Source organism: Methanobrevibacter sp., assembly GCF_017447225.1.
Taxonomy (GTDB): Archaea; Methanobacteriota; Methanobacteria; order Methanobacteriales; family Methanobacteriaceae; genus Methanocatella.
This window is the reverse complement of the sequence record NZ_JAFSNZ010000081.1, coordinates 1-26,839: the sequence shown is the minus strand read 5'-3', so window position 1 is coordinate 26,839 and position 26,839 is coordinate 1. Positions and strand designations below refer to the sequence as shown.

Genomic DNA, 26,839 nt, shown 5'->3' with positions numbered 1-26,839 from the left:
AAATTTGGGTAAATTATATTATTTATTTAGTTCATAACTATTTTTAGATAAAAATGAAACTTAAGGTAAAAAATATTTCTGATATCGGTGGTGTTGTAAAAGCGCCTCCTTCAAAAAGTTATTCTCACAGGGCAGTTATTTTAGCGTCACTGGCTAATGGAACCTCCAAATTATATGATATGCTATTTTCCGAAGACACTTTAGCTTCAATTAATGTCTGTAAAGCGTTAGGGGCTAAGATAACTCAAAATGATGATTGTCTGGAAGTTGTTGGTACTGGCGGAAAACTGCATAATTCCAGTGAAGAACCAATAGATCTGGCTAATTCAGGCACTACTTTGCGTCTGATGACCAGCGTATCTGCCTTATCTGATAATGATGTTATTTTAACTGGTGATGAGTCTTTACAGACCCGTCCTATGGATTTGCTTATGGATTCCATAAAATATCTTGGCGTTGATGCAAAATCCGTCAATGACAACGGAAAAGCACCTATTTTAATCAGTCCGGGGTATGCTGGCGGCGAGACAAATATCTCCGGAAGTGTCAGTTCACAGTACATTTCATCAATCCTGATTTCTTCCCCTCTGTCTGAAAAAGGAGTTACTTTATTTGTGTTGCCGGATTTCAAGTCCCGTCCTTATGTTGACATGACATTGGATATCATGAAAAAATTCGGTGTAAAGGTCTTAAAAGGTTTTTACATTAAACATGAGGATTGCGCTAAGGAATATCAGAATTGCCGTATCGATGAGTTTAAAGTGAAAAAACAGTGCTATAATGCCTGCGAGTATACTGTTGAAGGTGACTATTCATCTGCATCATATCTTCTTGCAGCTGTTGCTATAAATGGCGGTCATGCTAAGATTTTAAACCTGTTTAAAAAGTCCAAACAGGGGGATAAGATAATATTGGAAATATTGGAAAGAATGGGTGCAGATATAACAGTTCATGACGATTATGTGGAAATATCCTCTGACGGCAACCTTAAGGGAATTGACGTTGATCTGTCCAATGCTCCTGATTTACTGATTACTGTAGCTGTTCTTGCCGCAATGGCTGAAGGAACTACAAACATCACTGGAGTAAAGCATGCCCGTGTAAAAGAAACAGACAGAATTGACACTACCTGCAAGCAGCTCAGAAAACTTGGCTGTGAGTTGGAAGAGTTTGAAGACGGCATGAGCATCACTGGTGGCATTAACGGAGGAACTGTGGATTCCTGCGGTGATCACAGATTAGCTATGGCATTTTCTTTAGTCGGATTAAGACATGAAATTGGAATCATAAATGGAGAAGTATTTGATGTGTCATTTCCTAATTTTATTGAGGCAATGGCAGAAATCGGTTTTGAATTGGAGCTGGTATAATGAGCAAAACAGATAGGATTATCAAAATTGTTGAAGAGCTGAATGATGTTTTTGAAATTAGGGTTTTTCTGGACCATGATCCGTATAAGGTACTGATTAGAACCATTTTGTCTCAAAGGACCCGTGATGAGAACACTGACCAGGCCACCAATAATCTTTTTGCAAAATATAAAGACATTTATGAAGTTGTTGAAGCCCCAACAGAAGATGTTCAGGAACTGATTAAGCCAGCAGGATTTTACCGTGTCAAAGCGGGACGTATTCAGGAAGTTTCACAAATATTGATTGATGAATATGATGGTGAAGTGCCGGACACTTTGGAGGAACTTGTCAAGCTTCCGGGAGTTGGACGCAAGACTGCTAACTGCGTGCTGGTGTTTGCTTTTGAGCTTCCGGCAATTCCTGTTGACACCCATGTTCACAGAATCTCCAACAGAATGGGTTTGGTAAACACTAAAAATCCTGATGAAACAGAGATTGAATTATCCAAGATTGCTCCAAAGGATTTATGGATTAAACTGAATGATTTGATGGTACAATTTGGTCAGAATATTTGTAAGCCCACATCTCCTCAATGTGAAATGTGTCCGGTCAGTTACTTGTGTGACTATGATGGGAGCTGATTTTTAGAAATATTTATATATTAAAACAATGTTATATAACATTGGTTATAAAAAAATAACTATTGTTATAATTACCCTTTTATTATGCCTTTTTAAAAAATAAAAATTAGGAGATAAAAACTATGGTAAATGTACCTGAATTAAAAAGAGGAGTTCTAGATAGTGTCATTGATGCTATAGGTAACACTCCAATTGTTAAATTAAATAACTTGACAAAAGATTTGGACGCAGAAGTAGATGTAAAAATTGAATCATTCAATCCGACTGGAAGCGTAAAAGATCGTATTGCAGTTGCAATGATTGAAGATGCAGAAGAAAAAGGATTACTTAAAGAAGGTTCTGTTATTGTTGAACCTACCAGTGGAAACACTGGTATCGGACTTGGTTTTGCAGCAGCGGCAAAAGGTTATAAATTAATTTTAACAATGCCTGAAACCATGTCTGTTGAAAGAAGAAAATTATTAGCAGTTTTCGGAGCTGAAATAGTATTAACACCTGGTAGTGAAGGGATGGGTGGAGCTATTGCAAAAGCTAATGAAATTGCTGATGAAAATCCTGATGCTATTATTTTAGGTCAATTCGATAATCAGGCTAATGTGGAAATTCACGAAAAGACAACCGCTCAGGAAATCTTAAGAGACACTGAAGGAAATGTTGACATTGTCGTTGCAGGTGTCGGAACAGGCGGAACAATCACAGGTATCGGTAAAGTCCTTAAAAAAGAAGTTCCTGATGTACAGATTGTAGCAGTCGAACCAAAAGACTCCCAAACATTAGGGAAAGGTGAAAAAGGACCTCACAAAATCCAAGGAATCGGTGCAGGTTTCGTACCGTCAATTTATGATGAAAACGTAATTGATGAAATTTTCCCTGTAGCTAATGAGGATGCGGGTAATACATTAATTGCATTGGCTAAAAAAGAAGGTATCTTTTCAGGAATCTCTTCAGGTGCATCAACATTTGCTGCATTGGAATTAGCTAAAAGACCTGAAAACAAAGGTAAAAGAATCATCGCTATTTTACCGGATAACGGTGAAAGATATCTCTCTGTAGATTGGTTGTTCGAATAAGCTTCATACTAAAAAACATTTAAATATAACATGGTGTATAAATATTTAATACTAAATGAATTATAACATATGGTATAATATTTTTATGCCATGAATAAATTTTATTTATTTAAACTTTTGGGGTTTATTGATGTTTGACAGGTTGAAAAGTGAAATTCAAGCGATTAAGGATAAGGATCCTGCAGCAAGGAGCACTCTTGAGATATTCTTATGTTATCCTGGATTTTATGCACTTATAATGCATAGGGTTAGCCATTATCTCTGGACTCATTCTTTTAAGCTTCTTGCAAGGATGAATTCTAATTTAGCTAGATTTCTCACGGGTATCGAAATTCATCCTGGAGCAACTTTCGGTAAACGTGTTTTCATTGACCATGGAATGGGTGTTGTTGTCGGAGAAACCGCTGAAGTCGGCGATGACGTATTGATTTATCAGGGAGTAATCCTTGGTGGAACATCAACCCAAAAAACCAAAAGACATCCTACCATTGAAAGAGGAGTGATTATTGGCGCTGGAGCTAAAGTGATGGGAAATATCACTGTCGGTGAATTTTCAAAGATAGGTACTGGTGCTGTTGTGCTGAAGGATGTCCCTCCGGAATCAACATGTGTTGGAGTTCCCGGAAGAATTGTCAAATCAAAAAGAACCTCTTTGGTTGATTTGGATCACAATAAGTTGCCTGACCCTGTTGCTGATGCTATTAACACTTTAACAAAACATCTTAAAGAAAATGACGAGCATATTAAAATTTTATTTGAGAAAAATGAAATTTGCCTTACAGAAGATACAAATACTGAGGATTTGGATAAAATCAAACTAAAAAAATAGGAGTAATTTTTATGAAACCGCCTTGTGAAATTGTCGTATGGTATGTAATACCTGCTATCAGATCAGAATTAGCTAAAGAATTGTTAAATTTAGGGATGAAACAGAAAGATGTTTCTGAACTTATGGATATTACTCAACCTGCAGTATCCCAATACATTACAGATAAGAGAGGCAGCGGAATCAAATTGGATGACCATGTCAGACAGATGGTTAAGGATTTTGCTTTAGAGTTGTCTACCGGCGAATCTACCAAAGCAGATTTAATTCCAAGAACCTGTTCAATCTGTAAGAATGTTGAACCATCAGATGTGATAAATCAATTGGGCATTAATAAGGCCGATTTAAGTGAAGATTGTCAATCTTGTATGGGGTCTGAGATAAAACAATGAAATATTGAGATTTTTAGTAATATTTATATACTATTAAAATCTAATATTTTATTATACTTTAATTTTAATTGGCAAGTTAACCGAGTGGCTTAGGTGCGTGGCTGCAGACCATGAAACAGGGGTTCAAATCCCTTACTTGCCTCTATTTATACAACTTATTTTTCGAGGAATTTTTTATGGATATTTATTCTACATTAACTCGTAGTAAAGAAAATTTTGAAACCATTAATAAAGACCGTGTAAACTTATTTGTTTGCGGTCCTACTGTTTATGATGATGCACATATCGGTCATGGAAGAACCTACATCTCTTTTGATACAATAAAAAGATATCTGGAATATTCAGGATATGCTGTTTTTTACATTCAAAACATTACAGACATTGATGATAAAATCATTAACAGATCAAAAGAGTCAGGAATTCCGGCACATGATATAGCCAGAAAATTCGAAAAAAGATACATTGAAGACATGACCAAATTAAATGTGACAGGCGTTAATTTATTTGCAAGAGCAACTGATCATCTTGGCGAAATAATTGACCAAATTCAAAGATTAATAGACAAAGGTTTTGCTTATGAAAGTGAAGACGGAGTCTACTTTGAAATAGAAAAATTCGAGGAATTCGGAAAACTGTCAAACCGTAAAGTCGATGAACTTGAATCCCACAGAGAGCTGGTTCAAACCACAAAAAGAAATGAACAGGATTTTGCTTTGTGGAAAAAACGTGATGGTGTTGACGAGCCGGTATTTCCTTCCCCATGGGGTGACGGAAGACCTGGCTGGCACATTGAAGACACAGCAATAACCGAATACTACTTCGGCGAACAGTATGACGTTCACGGAGGAGGTTTGGATTTAATATTCCCTCATCACGAGGCAGAAATCACACAGATGGAAGCTGTAAGCGGAAAATCTCCAATGGTGAGATACTGGCTGCATACCGGATTTTTGAATGTTAACGGAGAAAAAATGTCAAAATCATTGCATAACTTCATCACAATCCGTGAACTGTTAGAGGATTGGGATGCGGACACATTCAGATTCTTTGTATTGTCCACCCATTACAGAAGTCCTATTGACTTTTCTAAGGATTCACTTCACCAGTCTGAAAAAAGTCTGGAAAAAATTAAGAAATTCTATTCCTCTTTGGATGTCGAATCAGGTGATGCGGATTCTGATTTGGAATCCTTAAAAGCTGCTAAGAATGAATTCTTTGGAAGTATGGATGATGACTTCAACACTCCAAAGGCTATCGCTTCAATATTCGTATTGATTAACGACTGCAAAAATATTGAATTGTCCGAAAACGATAAAATAGCTATCAAATCATTTTTGGATGATGTATCCTATATTTTGGGAATTGACTTTAATCTGGAAGAGGTTTCAGCAGGCTCTGATGAATTGCTTGATTTAATCACTGATGTCAGATCCCAGTTAAGGGCAGCCAAACAGTATGACCTGTCCGATAAAATACGTGATGACCTAATCGGTTTAGGTTATGAAATAAACGACTAAACTCAGAGATTTAAAATCTCTATTTCTTTTTTTCTTTTGACTTTTGAATTTTTCGTTTCATTTTTCTAAAAAATATAACAATGTTTATATACATTAAATAACTTATGTTATATTGTAATATAACAGTGTTTATTTATTTTTTTAACCTGATATTTAGGTTAATCAAAACATTTATATATTAAAAATAACTATTGTTATATTAGTCATATAACATATGACATATTTTTAAAAAAATTATAATTAAGGTGAAATTTAATGAGTAACGAAAAGAATTATAAATTAGCGACTTTAGGTGTTCGTGCTGGTCAAGAACCAGATCCGGCAACTGGAGCTCAAGCTGTACCTATTTATCAGACGACTTCATACGTATTTAAAGATTCAGACGAAGCTGCAAGAAGATTCGCCCTTCAAGAGTTTGGTCAAATTTACTCCAGACTTACAAACCCAACTAGTGATGTATTTGAAGCTAGGATTGCTGCTATCGAAGGTGGACATTCCGGTTTATCAACATCAAGTGGTCTTGCTGCTATCTCATACGCAATCTTAAATATTACCCAACCTGGTGATAACATAGTGTCAGCTGACAATCTTTACGGTGGAACATATCAATTATTTGATTACACATTCAAAGATTTGGCAAGAGAAGTAAAATTTGTTGATTCTCAGGATTTACAGGCATTTGAAGATGCAATTGATGAAAAAACCAAAGCAATATACTGCGAATCAATCGGTAACCCAAAATTAGATGTTCCTGACTTCGAAGCATTAGCAGAAATTGCACATAGTCATGATATTCCATTAATCGTGGACAATACCATCGGTGTAGGTTTAGTACAACCTTTAGCTCATGGTGCTGATGTCATTGCAGCATCCGCAACAAAATACGTTGGCGGACACGGAACAGCTGTTGGAGGATACATTGTAGATTCCGGTAAATTTAACTGGGGTAACGGTAAATTCCCTAATTTCTCCGAACCAGATCCAAGTTATCACGGATTAGTATTCTGGGATGCATTCGGAGACGTGCCTGAACTCGGAAACTTAGCTTTCACTGTAAGAGCAAGAGCAAGATTATTAAGGGATTTAGGAGCTACTCAAGCACCAGTACACAGTTTCATATTCTTACAGGGTCTTGAAAGTTTAGATGTACGTGTGAAAAGACATTCCGAAAACGCATTGAAAGTAGCAAAATTCCTGGAATCCCATCCGAAAGTTAATTGGGTAAACTATCCTGGTTTGGAATCACACCCTACTTACGAAACCAATAAAAAATACTTGAAAAATCACTTTGCAGGTATTTTAGGATTCGGTGTAGAAGGCGGAGAAGAAGCAGGAAGAAAAGTAATTGAAAACTTGAATTTATTCTCAATCCTTGCAAACATCGGTGACGCTAAAAGTTTAGCAATTCACCCTGCAAGTACAACTCATCAACAATTAACTCCTGAAGAACAAGCAGCTACTGGAGTTACACCTGATTTCATCAGATTATCCATTGGTTTGGAAGATGCTGATGATTTAATTGATGATTTAACTCAAGCTTTAGATAAAATTTAAAAATAATATATAAAATGGGGAGATATGGATGTATTTAGATAATTCAGCAACAACTAAAATTAGTTCAGAAGTTTTGGAAGAGATGTTACCATATTTAAAAGATGAATTCGGTAACCCTTCTACATTATATTCAGTTGGTCGTGAATCTAAAAAAGCATTGGAACAAGCCAGACAAAGAATAGCTGATTCCATCAATGCAAAAAAAGATGAAATAATCTTTACCAGCGGCGGATCCGAATCTGATAATTTGGCTATTAAAGGAGTAGCATTCAAATTACAGAAAAAAGGAAAACACATCATTTCTTCAGAAATTGAACATCCTGCTGTTAAAGAGACATTGCACTTTTTAGAATCTTTAGATTTCAAAGTAACCTATTTGCCTGTATATGATAACGGTATCATTAAAATCGAGGACTTGAAAGAAGCAATAACTCCTGAAACAATATTGATTACCATTATGCACGGAAACAATGAAATAGGTACTTTACAGCCTATTGAAGAAATTGGTAAAATTGCTCATGAGAATAATATATTATTCCACACAGATGCAGTTCAGACTTTTGGAAAAGTGGAAGTTGATGTTGAAAAACAGAATATCGATTTACTGTCCGTATCTTCACACAAAATCAATGGTCCAAAAGGTGTTGGTGCAATATATATCAAAAAAGGTGTCAGATTAGTTCCTCTCATCCACGGTGGAGGCCAGGAAAGAGGAATCAGATCAGGTACCGAAAATGTTGCAGGAATTGTCGGATTTGGAAAAGCTGCTGAACTTGCTTGTAGTCAATTAGACGAACATGCGGAGAAATTATCCAAAATCAGGGATGAAATCATTGAAAAAGTTTTAGACACTATTCCTGAATCCTATTTGAACGGTGACAGAGACCAAAGATTACCTAACGTAATCAATTTCAGATTTAAAGCTATTGAAGGTGAATCATTAATACTTCTTTTAGATTCAAAAGGATATCAGACTTCTACAGGTTCCGCCTGTTCATCAAAAACTCTTGAAGCATCCCCTGTATTAACTGCTTTGGGACTTGACCCTGTAGATGTTCACGGTTCTTTAAGAATATCACTTGCTCCTGAAAGTGATGTTTTTGATGTGGATGAATTTGTTGAAGCTATTGCTCAGTCTGTTGAAAGATTAAGGAAAATGTCACCTTTATGGAATAATGAATTAGATTATAATGCTATTGTAGGAAGAAAATAGGAGTGGTTAATATGGATTATAGTGATAAAGTAATGGATCATTTTGCAAACCCAAGAAACTGTAGGCCAATGGAAGATGCTGACGGTGTCGGTCAAGTCGGAAACCCGACCTGTGGGGATTTAATGACAATTTACATCAAAGTTGAAGATGATAAGATTGCAGACATTTCTTTCCAGACATTCGGCTGTGGGGCAGCTATTGCTACCAGCAGTATGATTACTGAAATTGCCGTTGGAAAAACATTGGATGAAGCTTTACAGATTTCCCGTAATGATGTAGCTGAAGAGTTGGATGGGCTCCCACCAGTCAAAATGCACTGTTCAAACCTTGCGGCTGATGGTCTTCAGGCAGCTATTGAAAACTATTACGAAACCCATCAGAGTTAAATACTTTTAAAGTTATACATTACTATAATAAATAAGGAGATGTTTATTATGGCAAAAATATTAAAATGTAACGAATGCGGAAGTATTATCCAAGTTTTAGCTGAAGGCGATGAAAACGTATGTAACGATCACATGTTTGAATTCCCTGTTCAAACTGAAGGTGAAAAATCACCTAAACACAAACCTGTAGTAGAAATCGACGGTGACAAAGTAACCGTAAAAGTCGGTGAAGCAGCTCACCCAATGGATGATGACCACTACATTCAGTTTGTTGTTGTTGAAGCAGGTGCTGAACAATACGCAAAATGCTTCAAACCAGGAGATGTTGCAGAAGCAACCTTCACTGTTAACTCAACTGATGGTATAGTTGCATACGCATTCTGTAACTTGCACGGACTCTGGTCCAGCGAATAGATTTTAAGATTTATTTCTTAAAATTTTCTTTTTTTATTTAACTTTTTTTCTCATAAAAACTTTTAATAATATCTTTTTATAGATAGTATAATGTGTCAAATTATACTAAAGTAATAATTTTTATAGTTATTTTAATTGTTTTTTCAGCTTCCGTTATTTATTTATATAATACTGAAAGCTCTGTCAATAAAATCATGCCGGATATCAGTGAAAGTATTGCTGCGGGAGATTCAGATTATAATGAAGCTGTTGACTTGTTAAATGATAAAAATTATGATGAATCAAGGAATAAAGCTATTTCGGCGTCAAACAATTTTAATAAAAGTATTTCTCAGTTGACCAGCATTAAGGAGAATTTCACGTCAACTACTGATGATGTTTATAAGAGTTATGTAAATACTTTGTTGGAAGAGTTGAAGCTTAAAATGAACGCTACGGATTACCTGTTGGAATCAATAGATTATTTTGAAAGCTATCAGAATGGTACAGGTAACAGTTATGCATATGAAGCTAATGAATTAATGAATGACGCTTTAGAATTCCAAAAAGTCAGAAATGACTTGGTTAAAGATAATCCGGATTTATTTAAATGAGGTTTTTAAATTGAAAAAAAATTGTCCAAAGTGTAATGGTTCTGGATCTGTTGTTGTAGATTACAAGGAATGCTCTAGCTGTGGAGGAACAGGTTATGAAGAAGATTCTTTTGATGTTGGAAATCATTTTAAAGGAGTAAATAATAACGCTAGAGCTAAATTTGATTTAGGTGCAGAACAGGATATTCCATGTGAAGCATGTAATGGAAAAGGTCAGGTTGAAGTTTATGAGGATTGCCAATATTGTGGAGGTACAGGCCAGGTTAATGTCTGTCGTGACTGCGGCAAGCCTTTAGATGAAAAATATGATATCTGTGCTGAATGCGGAGCAAAACGTAAAGAGAAAAAAGAAGCAGAAGAAAAACGTCGTGCCCGTGAAAATGAAGTAAAAGATGTCTATGTATTGGATCCTTTATGTGAAATGAGGGATATGGATCGTGATAAGCTATACAAAGGTAAAATCACAAGAATTGAAAAGTATGGTGCCTTCATCAGCCTGAACAATAATGTCTGGGGATTGATGAGAGGCGAAGTCTCAGGATATTCTGTAGGTGAAGAGGTAATTGTATTTATCACATCCATCAAGTCAAGGGAAGGCAAAATTGACTTTGCTCCGGCATATGTCAGAAATCACAGGCTCATTAAATTAACAAAATCTATTAAAAGAACTGTTATCGATAATTTGGAAAGCAAGATGGGTAAGATGGTTCGAATTGACGGTGAGGTTCTACAGGTTCAGCAGACTTCCGGTCCGACAATTTTCACAATCACTGATGAAAGCGGGGTTACTGAAGTCGCTGCTTTTGATGAAGCTGGAGTCCGGGCATATCCTGACATTGCTGAAGGTGATGCCGTTGAAATCATTGGTGACGTTAATCAGCACGGTGGAAAGACACAAATCGAGTCATCTTCAATGGTAAAACTTGACGGTTCTAAAAAAGAGCAATTACATAAGTTAATTGACGATGCATTAAATGAGAAAGCTGAACCTGAAGATGTTGATTTCTTGGTCAAAAGTGATATTTTAAACAAACTTAAACCTAAGATGAGGGAAGCTGCACGTAAAATCAGAAGGGCAATTCTTGACGGGCGAACAATTTTGCTCAGACATCACAATGACGCTGACGGAATATGTGCTGGAGTTGCAATGGAAAAAGCAGTTGTTCCATTGATTGAAGAAATTAATCCAAGCAATGATGCGCAATACTATTATTTCAAACGTTCTCCATCCAAAGCTCCGTTTTACGAACTTGAAGATGTTGTAAAAGATTTATCATTTGCTTTGGAAGACCAGGAAAGACACGGTCAGAAATTACCTTTAATTGTCTTATTGGATAACGGTTCCACAGAAGAGGATATTGTTGCACTTATGCAGGCCAAAATCTATGATATTGAAGTTGTTGTAATCGATCACCACTCTCCTGGAGATTTATTGACAGTTGAAGAGGAAGACGGTGAAATTATGAATGCAACTGTTGCTGTAGATGAATACGTTGATACTCATGTTAATCCGTATCTTGTCGGAGGAGACTCACAGCTGACTGCAGGTGCATTGGCAACAGAGGTTGCTCACATCATCAATCCTGATGTTAAGCAGCTGATTCAGCATTTGCCTGCCATTGCTGCATTGGGAGACCGTGCCGAATGTGGTGAAGTTTACCAATATCTGGAACTTGCTTATGAGAAAGACTTCACTAAAGAGCATTTGGCAAAAGTTGCAGAATGTATAGACTTTGAATCATATTTCCTAAGATTCATGAATGGTAGAGGAATCATGGACACAATTCTGGCGGTAGATAATTTCGATAAGCATTATAAGATGATTGATGCTTTATATAAAGAATATGAGAAAAGAATTGACACTCAGCTTAAGGCGGTGCTTCCGAACATTAAAAGCACACAGTTTGAAAACGGAATTTACTTCAATATTATTGATGTTGAAAAATATGCTCATAAGTTCACTTTCCCTGCCCCTGGAAAAACATGCGGTTTTGTCCATGACAGGATGCTGCATGAAATCGGAGAGGATAAACCAATTGTGACTTTAGGGCATGGCCCTGATTTCGGTGTATTCAGAGCCACTGATGCGGTTAATGCAGAGTTCGGATTTAATGTAAATGATATAGTTTCAAATTTAGCCGTTAAAGTACCTTCAGCAGGTGTAGATGGTGGAGGACATGAATGTGCCGGTTCTGTAAAATATATTGAGGGATTGGGTGAAGAGATATTATCAGAAATAGTTAATGAGGTTAAATCCTTATCCAAATTATAAATTATGATATTATGGGGTTTTGGAATTATTGTCCTGAATGTGGAAAGAGATTAGCTCCAAATGATGAGCATTGTCCTGATTGCGGTGCTAAAACACTTTCTGAAGATAGTAATGATAATTACATATTCACTCCCCCAATTCATAATATAGGCTTTTTTAATTTTAATATAGATTTTTCACCAACCATTAATATTGGTTCTGATTTTAAATATGACATATGTTCCTGTGGATATTTGAATGAAATCAATAATGAGTTCTGCCATCATTGTGGGGTTAAACGCATTAAAAAGGGTGTTGGCCGTTTCATTAAAAGAACCAAAAAGCCAAAATTCAACATTAACGATTTTATTACAGAAGATATTCTCTGCAAATGTGGTGCCTATAATTCTCCAGACAGTGAATTCTGCGATATGTGTGGCCGTAAATTGCATGAAGAAGAGGAAGAAGATGATTTTGACATAAATTTCCACAGGGAATATGAAAATTCAGTCTTCTGCAATTGTGGTAAGGAAAATGATGAAGATAGTCTATTTTGTGATAATTGCGGTCTTCCTTTAGATAGGTATGTGAATATTGACGGAATGAAAAAACGATGTGTCTGTTCTGTTTTAAATGATCTAGTGGCTGATTTTTGTGTGGACTGCGGAAATAGTTTGAATGAAGAGATTACTCAACTAATATGTGTTTGCGGTACTAGAAATCCTATTGGGGAAAAAATATGTTCTTCATGTGGAAAAAGATTAAATCCTGATCGCAGCATAAAAAATAGGCTTGTATGCAGCTGCGGTAAAATTGTCGATTATGGCTGTGAATTCTGTCCGAATTGTGGAAAAAATATTAAAAGGACCCTTAGTCGCAAAAAGACATTTTCACATACTGTGAATTCTGTTAAAAATTTCTTGAATGGTGTTTAAATGAAAAGATGTGATGTTTGCGGAACATTTAACTTTAAGAAAAACAATTATTGCACACATTGCGGATGTTATCTCGTTGAGGAAAATATCTGTCCGTATTGTGGTCATAAAAATTCGGATTCCAGTAATTGCTGTGATAAATGCCATAATGAGATTTTTCCTTTAGCTATTGCTGATTTTGATGATTTATTCACTGAGGGTAATTTGGCATTGATGTTAAATGCTAAAATTTCAGGTATTGAATATAGGGACATATTGGAGGGAATTTTTAAGAAGTTGGATTATGTTGAAATTACAGGAATCACTCCTAAAGAAAAGATATTGCAGATAGTCACCAGATTCACTCCAGTCATTCCCAAATCAAGCGGTATAGCTCATGGCGAAAGTGCTAATGTTTTCATATTATTTGATGATCGTTTAGAGGATTCTCTGCAAATTGGAGCTATTGTTCATGAATTGGCTCACTTTCTATTGTTTGAATTAAGTGTAAGATTCTTATCTAACATTTTAAATGTTAAGGAATCTCCTGCCCTAAAGGCTTTTGTGGAATTTGTATTGACTATTTCGGATATCAAGATAATGAATGAATATTATGCACATACTGTAGAAAATCGTTTTATTCCATTGGATTATCAGAATTTCTCTTCTTTCAATAAATGTCTTCATGAAATAGGAGATATTGATTTTGAACAGTTGAATCAGTTTATTCAGGTTGGTAATTCATATGCATATGATGTTGTTGAAAATTTAGAAAAGTATATTGATGATAATTTAAGAGAACTGATTCTACTTCAATTCAGAAAGGACACTCCTGATGTAAATAGGGATGTTATTCACGGTTACGATAAGTCTGTTCTGGATGATGATAAGAAAAATAGCATATTTATTGAATGGTTTGTTTCATACTTCTATTTCTTATTTAATAATAAAGAAGCAAGAGAGGAAGTAGAGTATATAAAGAAAAAATTTGAAAATTTTAGTTAATCTTCTTCTTTATCTTTAATAGTATCTAAAACTTCTTTTCCAGTATCGGTTAATCTGTAAAGTCTTCCTTTACGAGCTTCTTCATTTATGCATTCTACAATTTCCTTATTCTTAAGTTCACTAAGTACTTTTGAAATATGATTAGTTCTAATACCGCTGTCCTTTGCGATGTTGGTAGGTATTTTTACATCTTCGCCAATTGATTTTAATGTTTTTTCTCTGTATTTTGAGATTTGAACATAAGACGTTAATTTCAAAAGCTCGTCATTTTCTTTACTCATAGTTGTTAATTTATAGTTTCTAATATAAAAGATTTTAGAATTTTAGCATATTTTTTACTTGATTGATGTAAATTTTTGTACATTAATGTCTAATTATGTACTTTAAATTAATATACTAATTATGTATATTGCTTGTGTTAAAGATGCTCATTATTTCTTATATTTTTAGTTATTTTTAAAATTTTTATTATTTTGTTTAATTTTTTAAATTTATAATTAGAAAAATGTTTAAATAATTTTTTAAACACAATAAAGACATATTTTTTACATATATGTTATTTTGTACATATTTTGTATATAACTAAATTCAAACATTGATAAGATGATTATAGAAATATATAATTTATAGAAAATAGAATGTATAATTAACAATGAATTATTTTGAATGATTTTCATGAAATGTAATAATTGTGGTTTTGAAAATAAGGAATCTGCTAAATTTTGCAGTAAATGCGGTCAAAGTTTAGAATATGTTCCACCAAAAGAGGGAAGTTCAAACTCTAAATTAATTATAGCTGCATTAATCATAGTAATTGTTATTTTAGCAGGATCTATAGGTTATTTTGCACTAAATAATATGCAGAGTGGTGATTCACAGCTTCAGGCTTCCACAAGTTCTGATAATACTTCAGTTTCAGCTGGTGAAAGTGGTGATTCCCAGGGTGCTACAACCCAATCCATATCAAAAACTGAAAGTGAAACAAAGGATTGGGAATTGATTGGTTCTTATTCCGGTTCGGGAAGTGGTAGTCAATCTATTAGTGTTCCGGCAGGTGAAATAATGATTAAACTGTCTGCTTATCCAATTAAGAACTATGCGACAAATCATTTGTATGTTACTGGTTCTAATGGTGAGTCTGCAGGTGTTGATTGGGGTTCAACAAGTGCTGTTGAAACAAGATCCAATTCCCTGTCTTATTCATCCTCATCTCCGCAGACATTTACTATAGATTACTATGAAACCGTCAGCTGGCAAGTTGAATTCTATAGATATCAATAGTTAAAATTTTTGTGATTTCAATCAAATCACATCTTCTTTTTTTTAGTAAGATTAATTAAATATGAAATATTAAAATGATAATATGTTTGATTTAAATATTAAAGGCAGCAGTTATGATATGAATTTAAAACTGGCTGTTCAGGCTCACAACTATGGTTGGAGACATATCAATTTTTCATATAATCAAAATGAATATGATGATGCTTTAACATTCATGAATGATTTGAAAGAGGAGCTAAAAGAGTTGATTGACATTGACTGCACTTTATATATTGAATCAAATAATCCTTCAGAAATTAGAAAGACTGTCCGTAAATACAGGGACAGATCTTCATGCATATCTGTTTTAGGCGGAAATCTGAAGATAAACAGAACATCTCTTGAAAATAATCAGATTGATGTTTTGTCAAGGCCATATCTGAAAAGATACGATTCAGGTCTGAATCATATTCTGGCCCGTGAAGCCAAGGAAAACAATGTTGCAATCGAGCTGTTTTTTACAGATATCCTCAAATCCTATTTGTCCCACAGGTCAAAAGTGCTTGCGAATTTCAGGGACATATACGCTTTACACAGAAAATACGGATTTCCTTTAATATTGTCCTCAGGAGCAGAATCTGTTTTTGACATTAGGACGGTAAAGGATTTTCAATCAGTATTTGAACAGACCGGTTTGTCATCATCAGAGGTAATTAATTCTTTTGATGTGGCGAAAAACATATTGGCTTTCAGTAAGGACAGAAAAAACTTGATATTATCAGGAGTTAAGGTGGTTGGACAATGAAACTCAAGGTTCTTCCAAAATCACAAAGAAAACATAATCATTATCTTGTGCTTGATATCAAGTCTGAAGAGGAGCTGACTAAAAATGATTTCACTTCCATTGCATGGGAAGCCTGTGTGCGTTTTCAGGGGGAAAATAACACCGCTAATTTTAACTTATGGACAATTGAACTAATTGAAAATTCCGAAATTTCTTTTTATAAAGGCTATAAGGCAATTCTGAGATGTCAAAGGGATTTTGAAGATGAGGTAAGATCCAGTCTGGCTCTTGTTAACAACTTCAACAGAAGACAGATTTCAATTTCATGCATTGGTATTTCAGGCACCATAAAAGGATGTTCAAAATTCATTTAATTACTTTTTGTTATTTTAAAATAGAAAACTTTATTAATATATTAAATATATAAATAACAATTGGATTTATGGAAAAAAGAAAAAAATATTTTAATTATATTTCATGATTAAAATTAAAAGTACCTTTTCATGGAGATTTGGTTTTAATTTTGTATTTTTTAGTAGTTGAATTAGATTTGATATTTATAAATATTTATTAAATGTGAGGTAATATTATGCAACCTTTACAAAATGCTGGATATGATAGGGCTATTACTGTATTTAGCCCAGATGGAAGACTTTTCCAAGTGGAATATGCAAGAGAAGCTGTTAAAAGAGGTACCACTTCTATAGGAATTAAATGTCCTGACGGTATTGTTTTAGCAGTGGATAAAAGAACTACTTCTACCTTAGTAGAATCCTCATCTATTGAAAAATTATTCAAAATAGATGAACACATTGGTGCTGCAACCTCTGGTCTTGTAGCTGATGCAAGAGCATTGGTCGAAAGAGCAAGAGTGGAAGCTCAAATTAATAAAATTACTTACAGCGAACCAATCAGGGTAGACAGTTTATCTAAAAAATTATGTGACATGTTACAGTTATATACCCAAAATGGTGGAGTAAGGCCATTCGGTTCTGCTTTAATCATTGGTGGAGTATATAATGATAAATGTAAATTGTTCGAAACTGATCCTAGTGGAGCATTAATAGAATACAAAGCAACCGCTATAGGTTCTGGAAGATCCTCCGCAATGGAAATTTTCGAAGAAGAATACAAAGATGATTTATCAATCGATGATGCTATTGCTTTAGCTATCAGAGCTATCAACGAATCTACTGAACATGATACTACTTCAGACAATGTTGAAATAGCTGTCATCAAAAAAGAAGATGGTAAATACGTAAAACTTTCCAAAGATGATGTTGCTTCTTACATTGAAGACGTTCTTGCTGAAGAAGAGGAAGAGGAAGAAGTCGAAGATGAAGCAGACATTGAAGATTCTGAAGAAAGTGATGAAGAATAATATTTTTTAATTTCGTAGTTAGGAGATATTTCAATGGTTAATGTAGATGAAGCAATAATAGCTAAATATGAATTTAGTGGTGAACATTTTGAGATATTGGTTGACCCAGATTTGGCAGCTGAGTTTAGGAATCCTGATGGACAGGATGTTGCCATTGAAGATCTTTTAGCTGTTGAAGAAATCTTTAAAGACTCCAAGAAAGGAGATAAAGCTTCTGATGAAGCTATGAATAAAATTTTTGAAACTACAGATCCTATTGAAGTTTCTAAAATAATCCTTGAGAAAGGAACTGTTCAATTAACTGCAGATCAGAAAAGACAGATGCAGGCTGATAAGAGGAAACTGGTTATTAATACTATTGCTAAGGAAGCTATTAACCCTCAAAATGGACTTCCTCATCCTGTTCAAAGAATTGAAAATGCATGTGATGAGGCTAAAGTCAGATTTGATCCATTTATTTCTGTAAATCAGCAAGTTCAAACAGCCCTTAAAGCCATCAAACCACTTATTCCAATTAAATTTGAAAAAGTTAAAGTTGCTGTTCGTTTACCTGGTTCCGCTGCAGGTGGTGCTTATTCTGTTATTCACGGATTTGGTGAAATTTTAAATGAGGAATGGCAACAGGATGGTTCTTGGATAGGTATTGTTGAAATGCCTGGTGGTCTTCAAAACTCTTTCACTGCTAAGATGGCTGAAATTTCAGGCGGTGAAGCAGAGACAAAAACTATTAAATAATCATGTTCATAGAGTGGGATATTTATGATATATGTGGAAGATAAAAATTTAGTAATTCCTGGACAAATATTAGCTGATGATGATTATTATCCGGGAAGAGGAACTTTTAAAGAAGATGGCAAAATCTGTTCTTCTTTAATAGGATTGGTTTCTCTAAGAAATAAGAAAATTAGAGTAATCCCTCTCAAAAGCAAATATGTTCCTAAAAAAGGAGATGTCGTAATCGGTAAGATTAATGATGTTAGATTCTCAATGTGGGATGTAGACATTAATTCTCCATATTCTGGAATTTTACCTGCTTTTGAAGTATTCGGTAGGGATAAAAAAGAACTTAATAAAGTATATGATGTTGGAGATGTACTTTTCTTAAGAGTAATTGATGTGGATGAAGTTAAAAAAGCCAAACTTGGTTTAAAAGGCCGTGGTTTAGGTAAATTCAAAGGAGGAATCATTGTAGATATCTCCCCAACTAAAGTGCCTAGATTAATCGGTAAAAAAGGTTCTATGATTAACATGATCAAAAACAAAACCAACTGTAAAATCGTTGTCGGTCAGAATGGTCTTGTTTGGGTCAAAGGTGACGAGGACATGGAACAACTTACCCGTGAAATTATCCATACTATTGAAGTCGAAGCTCATACTTCAGGTTTAACAAATAAAATCAAAAACAAGTTATGCTTAGCTATTGACGGCGAATTGCCTGTTGAAGAAACAGAAGAAGAATTTGTTTTAGAAAAACCTAAACTCCAAAACTTTAAAGAAGAATTGGAAGAAGAAGAAAGAGCTGAAGCTGAAGCTAAACTCAAAGATGAAAGTGAAGAAATTCAGGAAGCTGAAGTAGAATCTGAATCTGATGATGTTGAAGAGGATGCTGAAGAAGAAATTGAAGTAGAATCTGAATCTGATGATGTTGAAGATGAAGCTGAAGAAGAAAAAGAAACTGAGGATAAACCTAACTTTTATGATGTTATTGAAGAGTTAAAAAAGAAAAACCAAAATAAAAAAGATAAAAACTTATCCTACAGTGATAACTCAAAAAATAATTCATTTATTTTAAATAATAGATAATTTCAATTAATGAGGTTGATTAATATGTCTGAAATGATTAGAGAGGATGGTAGGAAGTACAATGAATTACGTCCTATAAAAATTGAAGCAGGTGTTCTTGAACGTGCTGACGGTTCTGCTTACCTTGAAGTAGGTGGAAATAAGATTTTAGTTGCTGTTTATGGACCTAGAGAATCATATATTAGAAGGTTACTTGAACCTAATACTGGTGTAATTAGATGCAGATATAATATGGCACCGTTTTCAGTAGATGACAGAAAAAGGCCAGGTCCTGACAGAAGATCTTCAGAAATTTCAAAAATCACTGCTGATGCATTAAGACCAGCTTTGATGTTGGAAAACTATCCACGTTCCATGGTTGATATTTATATCGAAGTAATTGAAGCAGAAGGAGGAACTCGTTGCGCAGGTATTACTGCAGCTTCTGTTGCTCTTGTTGATGCAGGAGTCCCTATGAAAGATATTGTTGTAGGATGTGCTGCAGGTAAAGTTAATGATGAAGTAGTGCTTGATTTATCAGAAGTGGAAGATAAAGAAGGTCAAGCTGATGTTCCTATTGCTATCATGCCAAGAACCGGAGAAATTACTTTACTCCAAAGTGATGGTGATTTAACTGAAGAAGAATTCCAAAAAGCTATTGATTTAGCTATGGAAGGATGTATGAAAGTAAGTGAGCTTCAAAAAGAAGCATTAATGAAAAAATACTCTACAGAATAGGTGTTTAATATGGATATAGTACCAGAAATTACAAGAGAAAGTATTACAAACCTTATTTTTAATGATAAAAGAGAAGATGGAAGAGCCCTTGATGAATACAGGGATATTTCCATTGAAACTAATGTTATTTCTAAAGCTGAAGGTTCTGCAAGAGTAAAAATCGGTGGAACCCAAGTTATTGTTGGTGTTAAACCTCAATTAGGTAGTCCATTCCCGGACACCCCGGATCTTGGAGTATTAATGACCAATTGTGAAATGTTGCCAATGGCTGATCCTACTTTTGAACCAGGACCACCTGGTGATGACTCTATTGAACTTGCACGTGTAGTTGATAGAGGAATCCGTGAAAGTGAATTGGTTGAATTGGATAAACTCTGTGTTGAAGAAGGTAAACATGTATGGATGTTATTCATTGACTTGCATGTAATCGACAACTGCGGTAATCTCTTTGACACTGCAGAGCTTGCTGTAATGGCAGCACTCAAAAGCACAAAAATACCAACCGCAACTATCGTTGATGATGAAGTTGTAATCGATAAGGAAAATACCTTTGATTTACCTATTAACAATGAAGTGGCTATGTGCACTTTCGTTAAAATAGGTGATAAAATGGTTTTAGACCCAACTTTATCTGAAGAACGTGTTGCAAGTGCACGTTTAAATGTTGGAGTTACTAAAGAAGGTAGAATTTGTGCTATGCAAAAAGGTGGAGCTCATCCGTTAACTAAAGATGATATATTCTCTGCTGTAAATACCGCAATTTCAAAAACAAAAGAATTAATCGAATATCTTTAGGTCTTCTGGACGATTAAGATTTTCAAATTCTTTTTTTAATATTTTTTTATTGTCTATTAAAACAAATTTTGTTTCTATTTTTTCTATTATTCCTTTGATGTGCAGGGAATCATTTAAAATCAGTTCATTGATTAATGGAATAATGCTCTTATCGTATATTGAATGCAGAGGTTCGGATGTTTTTAGTTTATTTTTCGGGTCATGGTATGGTACAATTGCCTGATATTCATCACTTATTTCATTAAAAAGAGTCTGTATAGTGCCTTTTGTCATGTTTGGGCTGTCGCATGGAAATACAATTGCATGTTGTGATGATATGTTTTCAAGGCCGGTTAAAATGCCTGAAATAGGGCCTTTGTTTTTGATTTTGTCTTCAACAAATTTCACGTCATATGAATAGTCGTCAGGATTAATAAATTTTTTATATCTATCAATCCTTTCGCTATCATTTAAAACAATTATCGCTTCATCTATTTCATTATTCAATGTGGAAAGTATGTATTTAATCATGGGCTTGTCTTTAATAATTAAAGATCCTTTATCCCGACCCATTCTTCTGCTCTGCCCTCCACATAAAATAATACCAGATTTCATTTTCTTATTCCTTCACATATGCGTCCGCTTTTTCATCAAATGGATTGGTACGTATAATCAATGCTATCATGTATGGGTAATGTTTGTTCAAGTATTTCAAATAGTAAATCCATTCGTGAACTAACTTGTTGTAAATTCTTTGCATGTCTCCGTTCAGGTGATTGAAATCGACATCAGTGACTTTGCTCAAGTCAGGCCTGTGTTCCAATTCCTCATCCAAATGGAGAATTGCATTCAATAATCCGGAAAACTCTTCTTTTTCAAGAAGATTTGGGTTATTTATCAGTCCAATGATGAATTCCCTTTTGCTGACAAGTAAATTCCTCATGTTAGTTAGATATGCTTCCCTGTCTTCCGGTGCAACATCTGCTTTAAAAGCAATGTTTATATTTTTGATTTCGTTTAATCTGTTTTCATAATCTTTATCAGTCCAGTTTTTAATGGACTCCAAATAACTGGTGTCCGCTTTATGCTGATTTACAGAGCTTAACTGTTTAATCAAGTCATTTCCAAGTTCTGAGAAGAATGTGGACATAATCATATCTAATTTTTCCATCATTGCTTCTTTTTCTTTTCTGCTTATTATTTCATCAAGTAAAAATGCTACAACAAGAATATCTACTGGAATGAATCCTAAATGTGTCCATATGTATGATACAACATGTTCCGGGTCTTTTAAAATCAGTATGTTGGATCCATAAATAACTATTATTGCTATAACCATTACAAGTGAAAATTTGATTTTCCATCTTTTATGGTCATCCATTTTATAATCTCCAAATTTATCTTTTTTTAGCTGATATTATGGCTATTGGGTTTTCGCTCATCATCATAATCCCCCGGTCAAGGACTCTGCCGTTTGAAATGTTGACTTCCATGATTTTAGGATTATAATTCAATTCTTTCAGCTTGTTCACTGCTTCCACTTTTGTGTCAACCAATATTGCAGTAACAATAATTCGGCCGTTGGAATTTAATTTTGAGTCAATCAATTCCAGAATATTTTCCAATTGTCTGCCACTGCCCCCTACAATGGCGATATCAATATCGTCAATATCCTTTACTGCATTGGCCCCATCATCACATATTAATGTAACGTTTTGCCCAAGTCCGAATTTCTTAAGATTCTTTTGAGTCATTTCAATAGCTTCTGGATTTATATCGATAGAAGTAACTGTATTTGCCCTTTGTGCAAATTCACAAGTAATTCCTCCAGTTCCGCATCCCACATCAACTACATTGTCTGTGTCTTTAACGTCTGATTTATAGAGTATTATTGCCCTTATTGCTTCTTTTGTAGGTCCTGGAACATTGCATGATTTAATAAAATCCATATCATCTAACATTTATTCCCACCTTTTAAATAAGTTATTTTCTATATTCAAGGAATCTAATATCTTACCGACAACAAAATTTATCTGTTCATCTACAGTGTCATGATTTGAATAAAATCCTGGCATTGCAGGTAAAATTATAGCTCCTTCTTGTGATAAGGTAAGCATATTTTTTATATGTGCCGTTCTAAGAGGGGTTTCTCTCGGAACGATAACTGTGCATCTTCTTTCTTTAAGACTAACGTCCGCAACTCTTGTAATGGTATTGTCCCCATATCCATTAGCTATTGAGGATAATGTTTTCATGGAACATGGAACAATCGCTAAACTTTCAAATTTAAATGAGCCGCTGTTTATTGATGCAGTCAGGTCATTAAACTCATAATAATTATCAGATAATTCAATAATATCTTCAATTTCAAAGTCAGTTTCGGATTTGATGACAGTTTTTGCAGCATCGCTTATGATTAGGCTGTTTTCAATTTTCAATTCATTTAAAGCTTCAAGTAATCTTATTCCATATATTACTCCACTCGCTCCGGTTATTGCTACAACTATCATGTTATTCTCCTAAAACAGTTTAATTTGGTCATAGTGGATTCCATGGAATTTTTCTCTATCCACTTCAGGTAAATCCAGGTAATGATTCAGTTTCAATTTTTCAAATCTTTCCTTTTCTTCTGCAGGCACATAAACGCTGATATCAGGTATGTTGAATCTTGCTTTGCTTAATGCACCAATTATGTTTGAGATTTCGGTTAAAGGATATAGTCTGTCATCAACGCTTACCTGGGTTTTCATTTCATCAAAACGAGGATATTCTGCAATGTTTATGAAAACATAGTTTTTATCCATATTGAAATCCTCGGCTATTTCCTCTTCAGCTTTTCTTAATGTTTCCTGAGATATTTTATATAATTTTTCAGGATTTTTAAAATTATCCAGCCTTATGGTTTTCACTCTTTTTGGGATAATTCTGTTGTCTAGTCTGTTTATCATATCCCTGACTATTTCATCATCGCTCTGTCTGAACAGGGAAATAATGTCTGAATCATCGTATTTGTACATGTCCGTTTCTTTGATTTTTCCTGAATCAATTTCTCTTTTAAGCGCCCTTCTGAACATTGAATTAACTATTCTTGTGGTGTGGTGCTGATAGACGCTAGGATACATGAAGTATCTTGATACCAATGCTCCTTCTGCAGCCTGAACACCTTTGATATCTAAAACCAGTCCGTCATCTAATTTTAAATTTGATATGATTCTTTCATAATCAATTACTCCGTAAGCGACTCCAGTATTATGTGAATCCCTTAGAAGGTAGTCCATTCTGTCAACGTCCAATTCTCCAGATATTATTGGACCTAAATATCCTTTTCCGTTAACTATGTCAATGATATCATCGGTATTGAATTTTTCATCAAGCAGATCATGCATTGATGTCTTCTCAATCACGTATTTGCTGAGTTCTTCATGTGGAAATGACAGCACTCCTTCGGATACATGTGAAAATGGGCCGTGACCGATGTCGTGAAGAAGGCCGGAAATTCTGACCAGATTAATCTCATCCTCACTTAAATCTAATTTTGTAGCCAATTTTGATGCTAAATTCATTGTACCGACACAGTGTTCAAATCTTGTGTGGTTTGCTCCAGGATATATTAGACTGATCAATCCCAATTGTTTGATTCTTCTGATGCGTTGGAATTGAGGCATATCCATTACTTCAACTTCAAATTCGGATAATTCTATATCTCCATAAACGCTGTCTCTTATGAATTTTCTTTTTTCACTCAATTTAGTCACCCTAATAGGCTATTCCATGTATCATCAGCCACTTCAATAATGTCTGAAGTTATATTATCAAATGTCGTGTTATCTGTTGTATTTTCAACTTTAGGAATTATTACAGGCACCTCTTCAATCTGATGAGGTTCGAATGAGTCATTTTCTATTGCGGTAATTTTTTTGGCATCGGAATTATCGATGACAACTACACTTGCAAATGCAGTGCTTAGAACAAATGCAATTACAGCAATAATCAGAAATATTAATAAATTCACTTTGATTGATTGTTTCATAATAACACATTTTTTTATTTTGATTTTAGATATTTTTATTTTGGTATAATTTGATTTTTAAACTATACTGTAATCTATTTTTGTATTAACTGTTATATAATCTTTTTTGAAAAATCCAAATATTTAAATAGTATTTTGAACAGAATATATTTGTCGGAAGTAGGAAGCCGTCTTCCGACTAGTTAAAAAAATTAATTTAAATTTAATATATAATGAGAGAAAAGATAATATGGTTATTTTTAGTGCAGGTGATACTGCTTGGGTCCTTATTTGTAGTCTTTTAGTATTATTAATGAGTATTCCGGCTGTAGCATTTTTTTATGGAGGATTAAGTAAAAGGAAAAATGTCTTAAACACAATGTTTTTAACTTTTATAGCATTTTCAATTGTAAGTATAATCTGGGTAATTTTCGGATATCAGCTAGCATTTGGTGAACCGTCCCTATATGGTTTTATAGGTTCCCCGTCCAACTTCTTCTTACAGGGAATTGGACTTGATGATTTAACAGGATCAATACCAACATTACTTTTTGTAATGTTCCAGTGCGCATTTGCAGGCCTTACTGCAGCGCTGATTTCAGGAGCTCTTGTCGGAAGGATGAAAACCAAAGCTTGGGTAATATTCATACCGATATGGGCTTGTCTAGTATATCTCCCTATCGCTCACTGGGTATGGGGTGGAGGCTGGTTAATGCAGATGAATGCTCTTGATTTTGCAGGAGGAACTGTAGTTCACATTAATTCAGGTATTTCCGCTCTTGCTGTAGCATTAGTTCTAGGAAAAAGAAGAAACACTGCTTTAATTCCTCATAACTTAGGTTATGCAGTACTCGGTGCAGCATTACTATGGTTTGGTTGGATGGGATTCAACGGAGGATCAGGTCTTGCGGCAGACGGACTGGCAGCTAATGCAATCATTGTTTCAAACGTTTCAGCTGCTGTAGCATTAGTTGTGTGGTGTATTTTAGATACATATATCGTTGGAAAACCTACAATTTTAGGTGCAATATCCGGTGGAGTAGCAGGTTTAGTTGCAATTACTCCGGCAGCAGGTTTCGTTGACGTATTCGGTGCTTTAATAATAGGTGCAGTTGCTCCGTTAGTTTCATACTTTGCAATCTACACACTCAAAGCTAAATTAGGATATGATGATGCTTTGGATGTATGGGGAATTCACGGTATGTCAGGTATGTGGGGAGCAATAGCTACAGGAATATTTGCAGTACCTGCAATCGGCGGAACAGCAGGACTGATTTATGGAAATCCAGGACAGGTTCTTATCCAAATCATAAGTGTATTAGCTACAATAGTATATGCATTTACAATCAGCTTTGTTCTAGCTAAAATACTTGATAAAGCAATGGATGGTATAAGAGTTGACGAATCACAAGAAATTGGTGGATTAGATTCAAATCTCCATGAAGAATCAGCATATAACTTTAACTAGGAGCCACGAAAATGAAAAGTGTAGTTGCAATAATTAGACAGGAAAAATATCAGGAAGTTAAACAAGCCTTATCTGATGTAGGCTGTGAAGGTATGAACGTATCAGAAGTAAAAGGTCGAGGAAGTCAAAGAGGAATAAGAGAATCTTACCGTGGTTCAAGTTATTGCATTGATTTAATCCCCAAAACACGTGTAGAAATTGTCGTAAAAGATGAAGGAGTTGACTTAATTGTTGACGCAATTAAAAAATCCGCCTATACCGGAAACATTGGAGACGGTAAAATATTCATCTATCCGATTGACAATGTAATAAGAATAAGAACTGGTGAAGAAGGAGATCGTGCAGTCTAGTACTGTACGACCACTCCATAAACATCATCAATATCAACCCATGTTGAAATTCCTTTTGTTTCATACATCGTACCGTTTATGTAGTCATATTCAACATCGGTATTGTCGCTAGTTAAATATAGCTGATTTCCATTAATTTTAGAAACTCTTTTTATAATTGGACCA

General features: G+C 34.7%; 31 protein-coding genes and 1 tRNA gene. 25 read left to right on the top strand and 7 right to left on the bottom strand.

The window, feature by feature from the left end; all coding sequences use genetic code 11:
* The first annotated feature begins 53 nt into the window (after positions 1-53).
* The 15 genes from aroA to IJQ68_RS07885 all read left to right on the top strand — a co-directional run bounded on the left by aroA (position 54) and on the right by IJQ68_RS07885 (position 14,128).
* On the top strand, positions 54-1,370 hold the full coding sequence (gene aroA, locus IJQ68_RS07955) for a 3-phosphoshikimate 1-carboxyvinyltransferase (RefSeq protein ID WP_292798984.1): 1,317 nt from the start codon (positions 54-56) through the stop codon (positions 1,368-1,370).
* A complete protein-coding gene (gene nth, locus IJQ68_RS07950; RefSeq protein WP_292798982.1) occupies positions 1,370-1,993 on the top strand; it encodes an endonuclease III in 624 nt (207 codons plus the stop codon). The genes aroA and nth overlap by 1 nt, the downstream gene beginning before the upstream one ends.
* 122 nt (positions 1,994-2,115) lie before the next feature.
* Entirely contained in the window at positions 2,116-3,063 is a 948-nt protein-coding gene (cysK, locus tag IJQ68_RS07945) for a cysteine synthase A (RefSeq protein ID WP_292798980.1), read from the top strand.
* 130 nt (positions 3,064-3,193) lie between these two features.
* Positions 3,194-3,892 carry a serine O-acetyltransferase gene (cysE, locus tag IJQ68_RS07940; RefSeq protein WP_292798978.1) on the top strand — a complete coding sequence of 233 codons (699 nt, stop codon included), beginning with the start codon at positions 3,194-3,196 and terminating at the stop codon, positions 3,890-3,892.
* A gap of 11 nt (positions 3,893-3,903) precedes the next feature.
* On the top strand, positions 3,904-4,281 hold the full coding sequence (locus tag IJQ68_RS07935) for a transcriptional regulator (RefSeq protein ID WP_292798976.1): 378 nt from the start codon (positions 3,904-3,906) through the stop codon (positions 4,279-4,281).
* A gap of 70 nt (positions 4,282-4,351) precedes the next feature.
* Positions 4,352-4,423, top strand: a tRNA-Cys gene (locus IJQ68_RS07930).
* Between the two features lie 34 nt (positions 4,424-4,457).
* On the top strand, positions 4,458-5,798 hold the full coding sequence (gene cysS, locus IJQ68_RS07925; RefSeq protein WP_292798974.1) for a cysteine--tRNA ligase: 1,341 nt from the start codon (positions 4,458-4,460) through the stop codon (positions 5,796-5,798).
* 255 nt (positions 5,799-6,053) lie between these two features.
* Positions 6,054-7,352 (top strand): O-acetylhomoserine aminocarboxypropyltransferase/cysteine synthase family protein, encoded by a 1,299-nt coding sequence (locus IJQ68_RS07920; RefSeq protein WP_292798972.1) that lies wholly within the window; start codon positions 6,054-6,056, stop codon positions 7,350-7,352.
* Between the two features lie 28 nt (positions 7,353-7,380).
* Positions 7,381-8,565: a cysteine desulfurase family protein gene (locus IJQ68_RS07915; protein ID WP_292798970.1), complete on the top strand. Its 1,185-nt coding sequence runs from the start codon at positions 7,381-7,383 to the stop codon at positions 8,563-8,565.
* An 11-nt stretch (positions 8,566-8,576) separates the two neighbouring features.
* Positions 8,577-8,951: a Fe-S cluster assembly scaffold protein NifU gene (gene nifU / locus IJQ68_RS07910; RefSeq protein ID WP_292798968.1), complete on the top strand. Its 375-nt coding sequence runs from the start codon at positions 8,577-8,579 to the stop codon at positions 8,949-8,951.
* Positions 8,952-8,999: 48 nt separating this feature from the next.
* Positions 9,000-9,365 (top strand): desulfoferrodoxin family protein, encoded by a 366-nt coding sequence (locus IJQ68_RS07905; RefSeq protein WP_292798966.1) that lies wholly within the window; start codon positions 9,000-9,002, stop codon positions 9,363-9,365.
* Positions 9,366-9,457: 92 nt separating this feature from the next.
* A complete protein-coding gene (locus IJQ68_RS07900; protein ID WP_292798964.1) occupies positions 9,458-9,958 on the top strand; it encodes a hypothetical protein in 501 nt (166 codons plus the stop codon).
* A 10-nt stretch (positions 9,959-9,968) separates the two neighbouring features.
* On the top strand, positions 9,969-12,230 hold the full coding sequence (locus IJQ68_RS07895; protein ID WP_292798962.1) for a DHH family phosphoesterase: 2,262 nt from the start codon (positions 9,969-9,971) through the stop codon (positions 12,228-12,230).
* Positions 12,231-12,241: 11 nt separating this feature from the next.
* Positions 12,242-13,144, top strand: coding sequence for a zinc ribbon domain-containing protein (locus tag IJQ68_RS07890; protein ID WP_292798960.1), 903 nt, complete (start codon positions 12,242-12,244; stop codon positions 13,142-13,144).
* Positions 13,145-14,128, top strand: a complete 984-nt coding sequence (locus tag IJQ68_RS07885; RefSeq protein ID WP_292798958.1) for a zinc ribbon domain-containing protein — start codon at positions 13,145-13,147, stop codon at positions 14,126-14,128. It begins immediately after the preceding gene.
* Here IJQ68_RS07885 and IJQ68_RS07880 read toward each other — a convergent pair.
* Positions 14,125-14,409, bottom strand: coding sequence for a winged helix-turn-helix domain-containing protein (locus IJQ68_RS07880; RefSeq protein ID WP_292798956.1), 285 nt, complete (start codon positions 14,407-14,409; stop codon positions 14,125-14,127). The two genes, IJQ68_RS07885 and IJQ68_RS07880, sit on opposite strands and share 4 nt — an antisense overlap.
* A gap of 394 nt (positions 14,410-14,803) precedes the next feature.
* Here IJQ68_RS07880 and IJQ68_RS07875 point away from each other — a divergent pair, with 394 nt between their 5' ends.
* From IJQ68_RS07875 to rrp42, 8 genes are all read left to right on the top strand, one after another.
* Positions 14,804-15,409, top strand: a complete 606-nt coding sequence (locus IJQ68_RS07875; RefSeq protein ID WP_292798954.1) for a zinc ribbon domain-containing protein — start codon at positions 14,804-14,806, stop codon at positions 15,407-15,409.
* Positions 15,410-15,491: 82 nt separating this feature from the next.
* On the top strand, positions 15,492-16,193 hold the full coding sequence (gene rnp3, locus IJQ68_RS07870) for a ribonuclease P protein component 3 (protein WP_292798952.1): 702 nt from the start codon (positions 15,492-15,494) through the stop codon (positions 16,191-16,193).
* Entirely contained in the window at positions 16,190-16,546 is a 357-nt protein-coding gene (locus IJQ68_RS07865) for an Rpp14/Pop5 family protein (protein ID WP_292798950.1), read from the top strand. The genes rnp3 and IJQ68_RS07865 overlap by 4 nt, the downstream gene beginning before the upstream one ends.
* Before the next feature lie 215 nt (positions 16,547-16,761).
* Complete coding sequence (gene psmA / locus IJQ68_RS07860) at positions 16,762-17,553, top strand: archaeal proteasome endopeptidase complex subunit alpha (RefSeq protein WP_292798948.1); 792 nt, start codon at positions 16,762-16,764, stop codon at positions 17,551-17,553.
* Between the two features lie 33 nt (positions 17,554-17,586).
* Positions 17,587-18,288 (top strand): ribosome assembly factor SBDS, encoded by a 702-nt coding sequence (locus IJQ68_RS07855; protein WP_292798946.1) that lies wholly within the window; start codon positions 17,587-17,589, stop codon positions 18,286-18,288.
* Between the two features lie 24 nt (positions 18,289-18,312).
* Positions 18,313-19,356, top strand: a complete 1,044-nt coding sequence (gene rrp4 / locus IJQ68_RS07850; protein WP_394355666.1) for an exosome complex RNA-binding protein Rrp4 — start codon at positions 18,313-18,315, stop codon at positions 19,354-19,356.
* A gap of 24 nt (positions 19,357-19,380) precedes the next feature.
* A complete protein-coding gene (gene rrp41, locus IJQ68_RS07845) occupies positions 19,381-20,073 on the top strand; it encodes an exosome complex exonuclease Rrp41 (protein ID WP_292798944.1) in 693 nt (230 codons plus the stop codon).
* 9 nt (positions 20,074-20,082) lie between these two features.
* Entirely contained in the window at positions 20,083-20,868 is a 786-nt protein-coding gene (gene rrp42 / locus IJQ68_RS07840) for an exosome complex protein Rrp42 (protein WP_292798942.1), read from the top strand.
* On the opposite strand, the gene IJQ68_RS07835 is transcribed toward rrp42, so the two are convergent.
* From IJQ68_RS07835 to IJQ68_RS07810, 6 genes are read right to left on the bottom strand one after another with little or no spacing between them, the layout of a single operon-like run.
* The gene (locus IJQ68_RS07835) at positions 20,851-21,462 is read right to left on the bottom strand and encodes a molybdenum cofactor guanylyltransferase (protein ID WP_292798940.1); all 612 of its coding nucleotides are present in this window, start codon (positions 21,460-21,462) and stop codon (positions 20,851-20,853) included. The two genes, rrp42 and IJQ68_RS07835, sit on opposite strands and share 18 nt — an antisense overlap.
* 4 nt (positions 21,463-21,466) lie before the next feature.
* Positions 21,467-22,228, bottom strand: a complete 762-nt coding sequence (locus tag IJQ68_RS07830; RefSeq protein ID WP_292798938.1) for a hypothetical protein — start codon at positions 22,226-22,228, stop codon at positions 21,467-21,469.
* 16 nt (positions 22,229-22,244) lie between these two features.
* Positions 22,245-22,808: a precorrin-6Y C5,15-methyltransferase (decarboxylating) subunit CbiT gene (cbiT, locus tag IJQ68_RS07825; protein ID WP_292798936.1), complete on the bottom strand. Its 564-nt coding sequence runs from the start codon at positions 22,806-22,808 to the stop codon at positions 22,245-22,247.
* Positions 22,809-23,357, bottom strand: a complete 549-nt coding sequence (locus tag IJQ68_RS07820; protein ID WP_292798934.1) for a UbiX family flavin prenyltransferase — start codon at positions 23,355-23,357, stop codon at positions 22,809-22,811.
* A 9-nt stretch (positions 23,358-23,366) separates the two neighbouring features.
* Positions 23,367-24,593, bottom strand: a complete 1,227-nt coding sequence (locus tag IJQ68_RS07815) for an HD domain-containing protein (RefSeq protein ID WP_292798932.1) — start codon at positions 24,591-24,593, stop codon at positions 23,367-23,369.
* 5 nt (positions 24,594-24,598) lie between these two features.
* Entirely contained in the window at positions 24,599-24,877 is a 279-nt protein-coding gene (locus IJQ68_RS07810; protein ID WP_292798930.1) for a hypothetical protein, read from the bottom strand.
* Positions 24,878-25,106: 229 nt separating this feature from the next.
* Here IJQ68_RS07810 and IJQ68_RS07805 point away from each other — a divergent pair, with 229 nt between their 5' ends.
* Together IJQ68_RS07805 and IJQ68_RS07800 are read left to right on the top strand one after the other, a co-directional pair.
* A complete protein-coding gene (locus tag IJQ68_RS07805) occupies positions 25,107-26,324 on the top strand; it encodes an ammonium transporter (RefSeq protein ID WP_292798928.1) in 1,218 nt (405 codons plus the stop codon).
* A gap of 11 nt (positions 26,325-26,335) precedes the next feature.
* Entirely contained in the window at positions 26,336-26,674 is a 339-nt protein-coding gene (locus IJQ68_RS07800; RefSeq protein ID WP_292798926.1) for a P-II family nitrogen regulator, read from the top strand.
* Positions 26,675-26,839 lie beyond the last annotated feature (165 nt).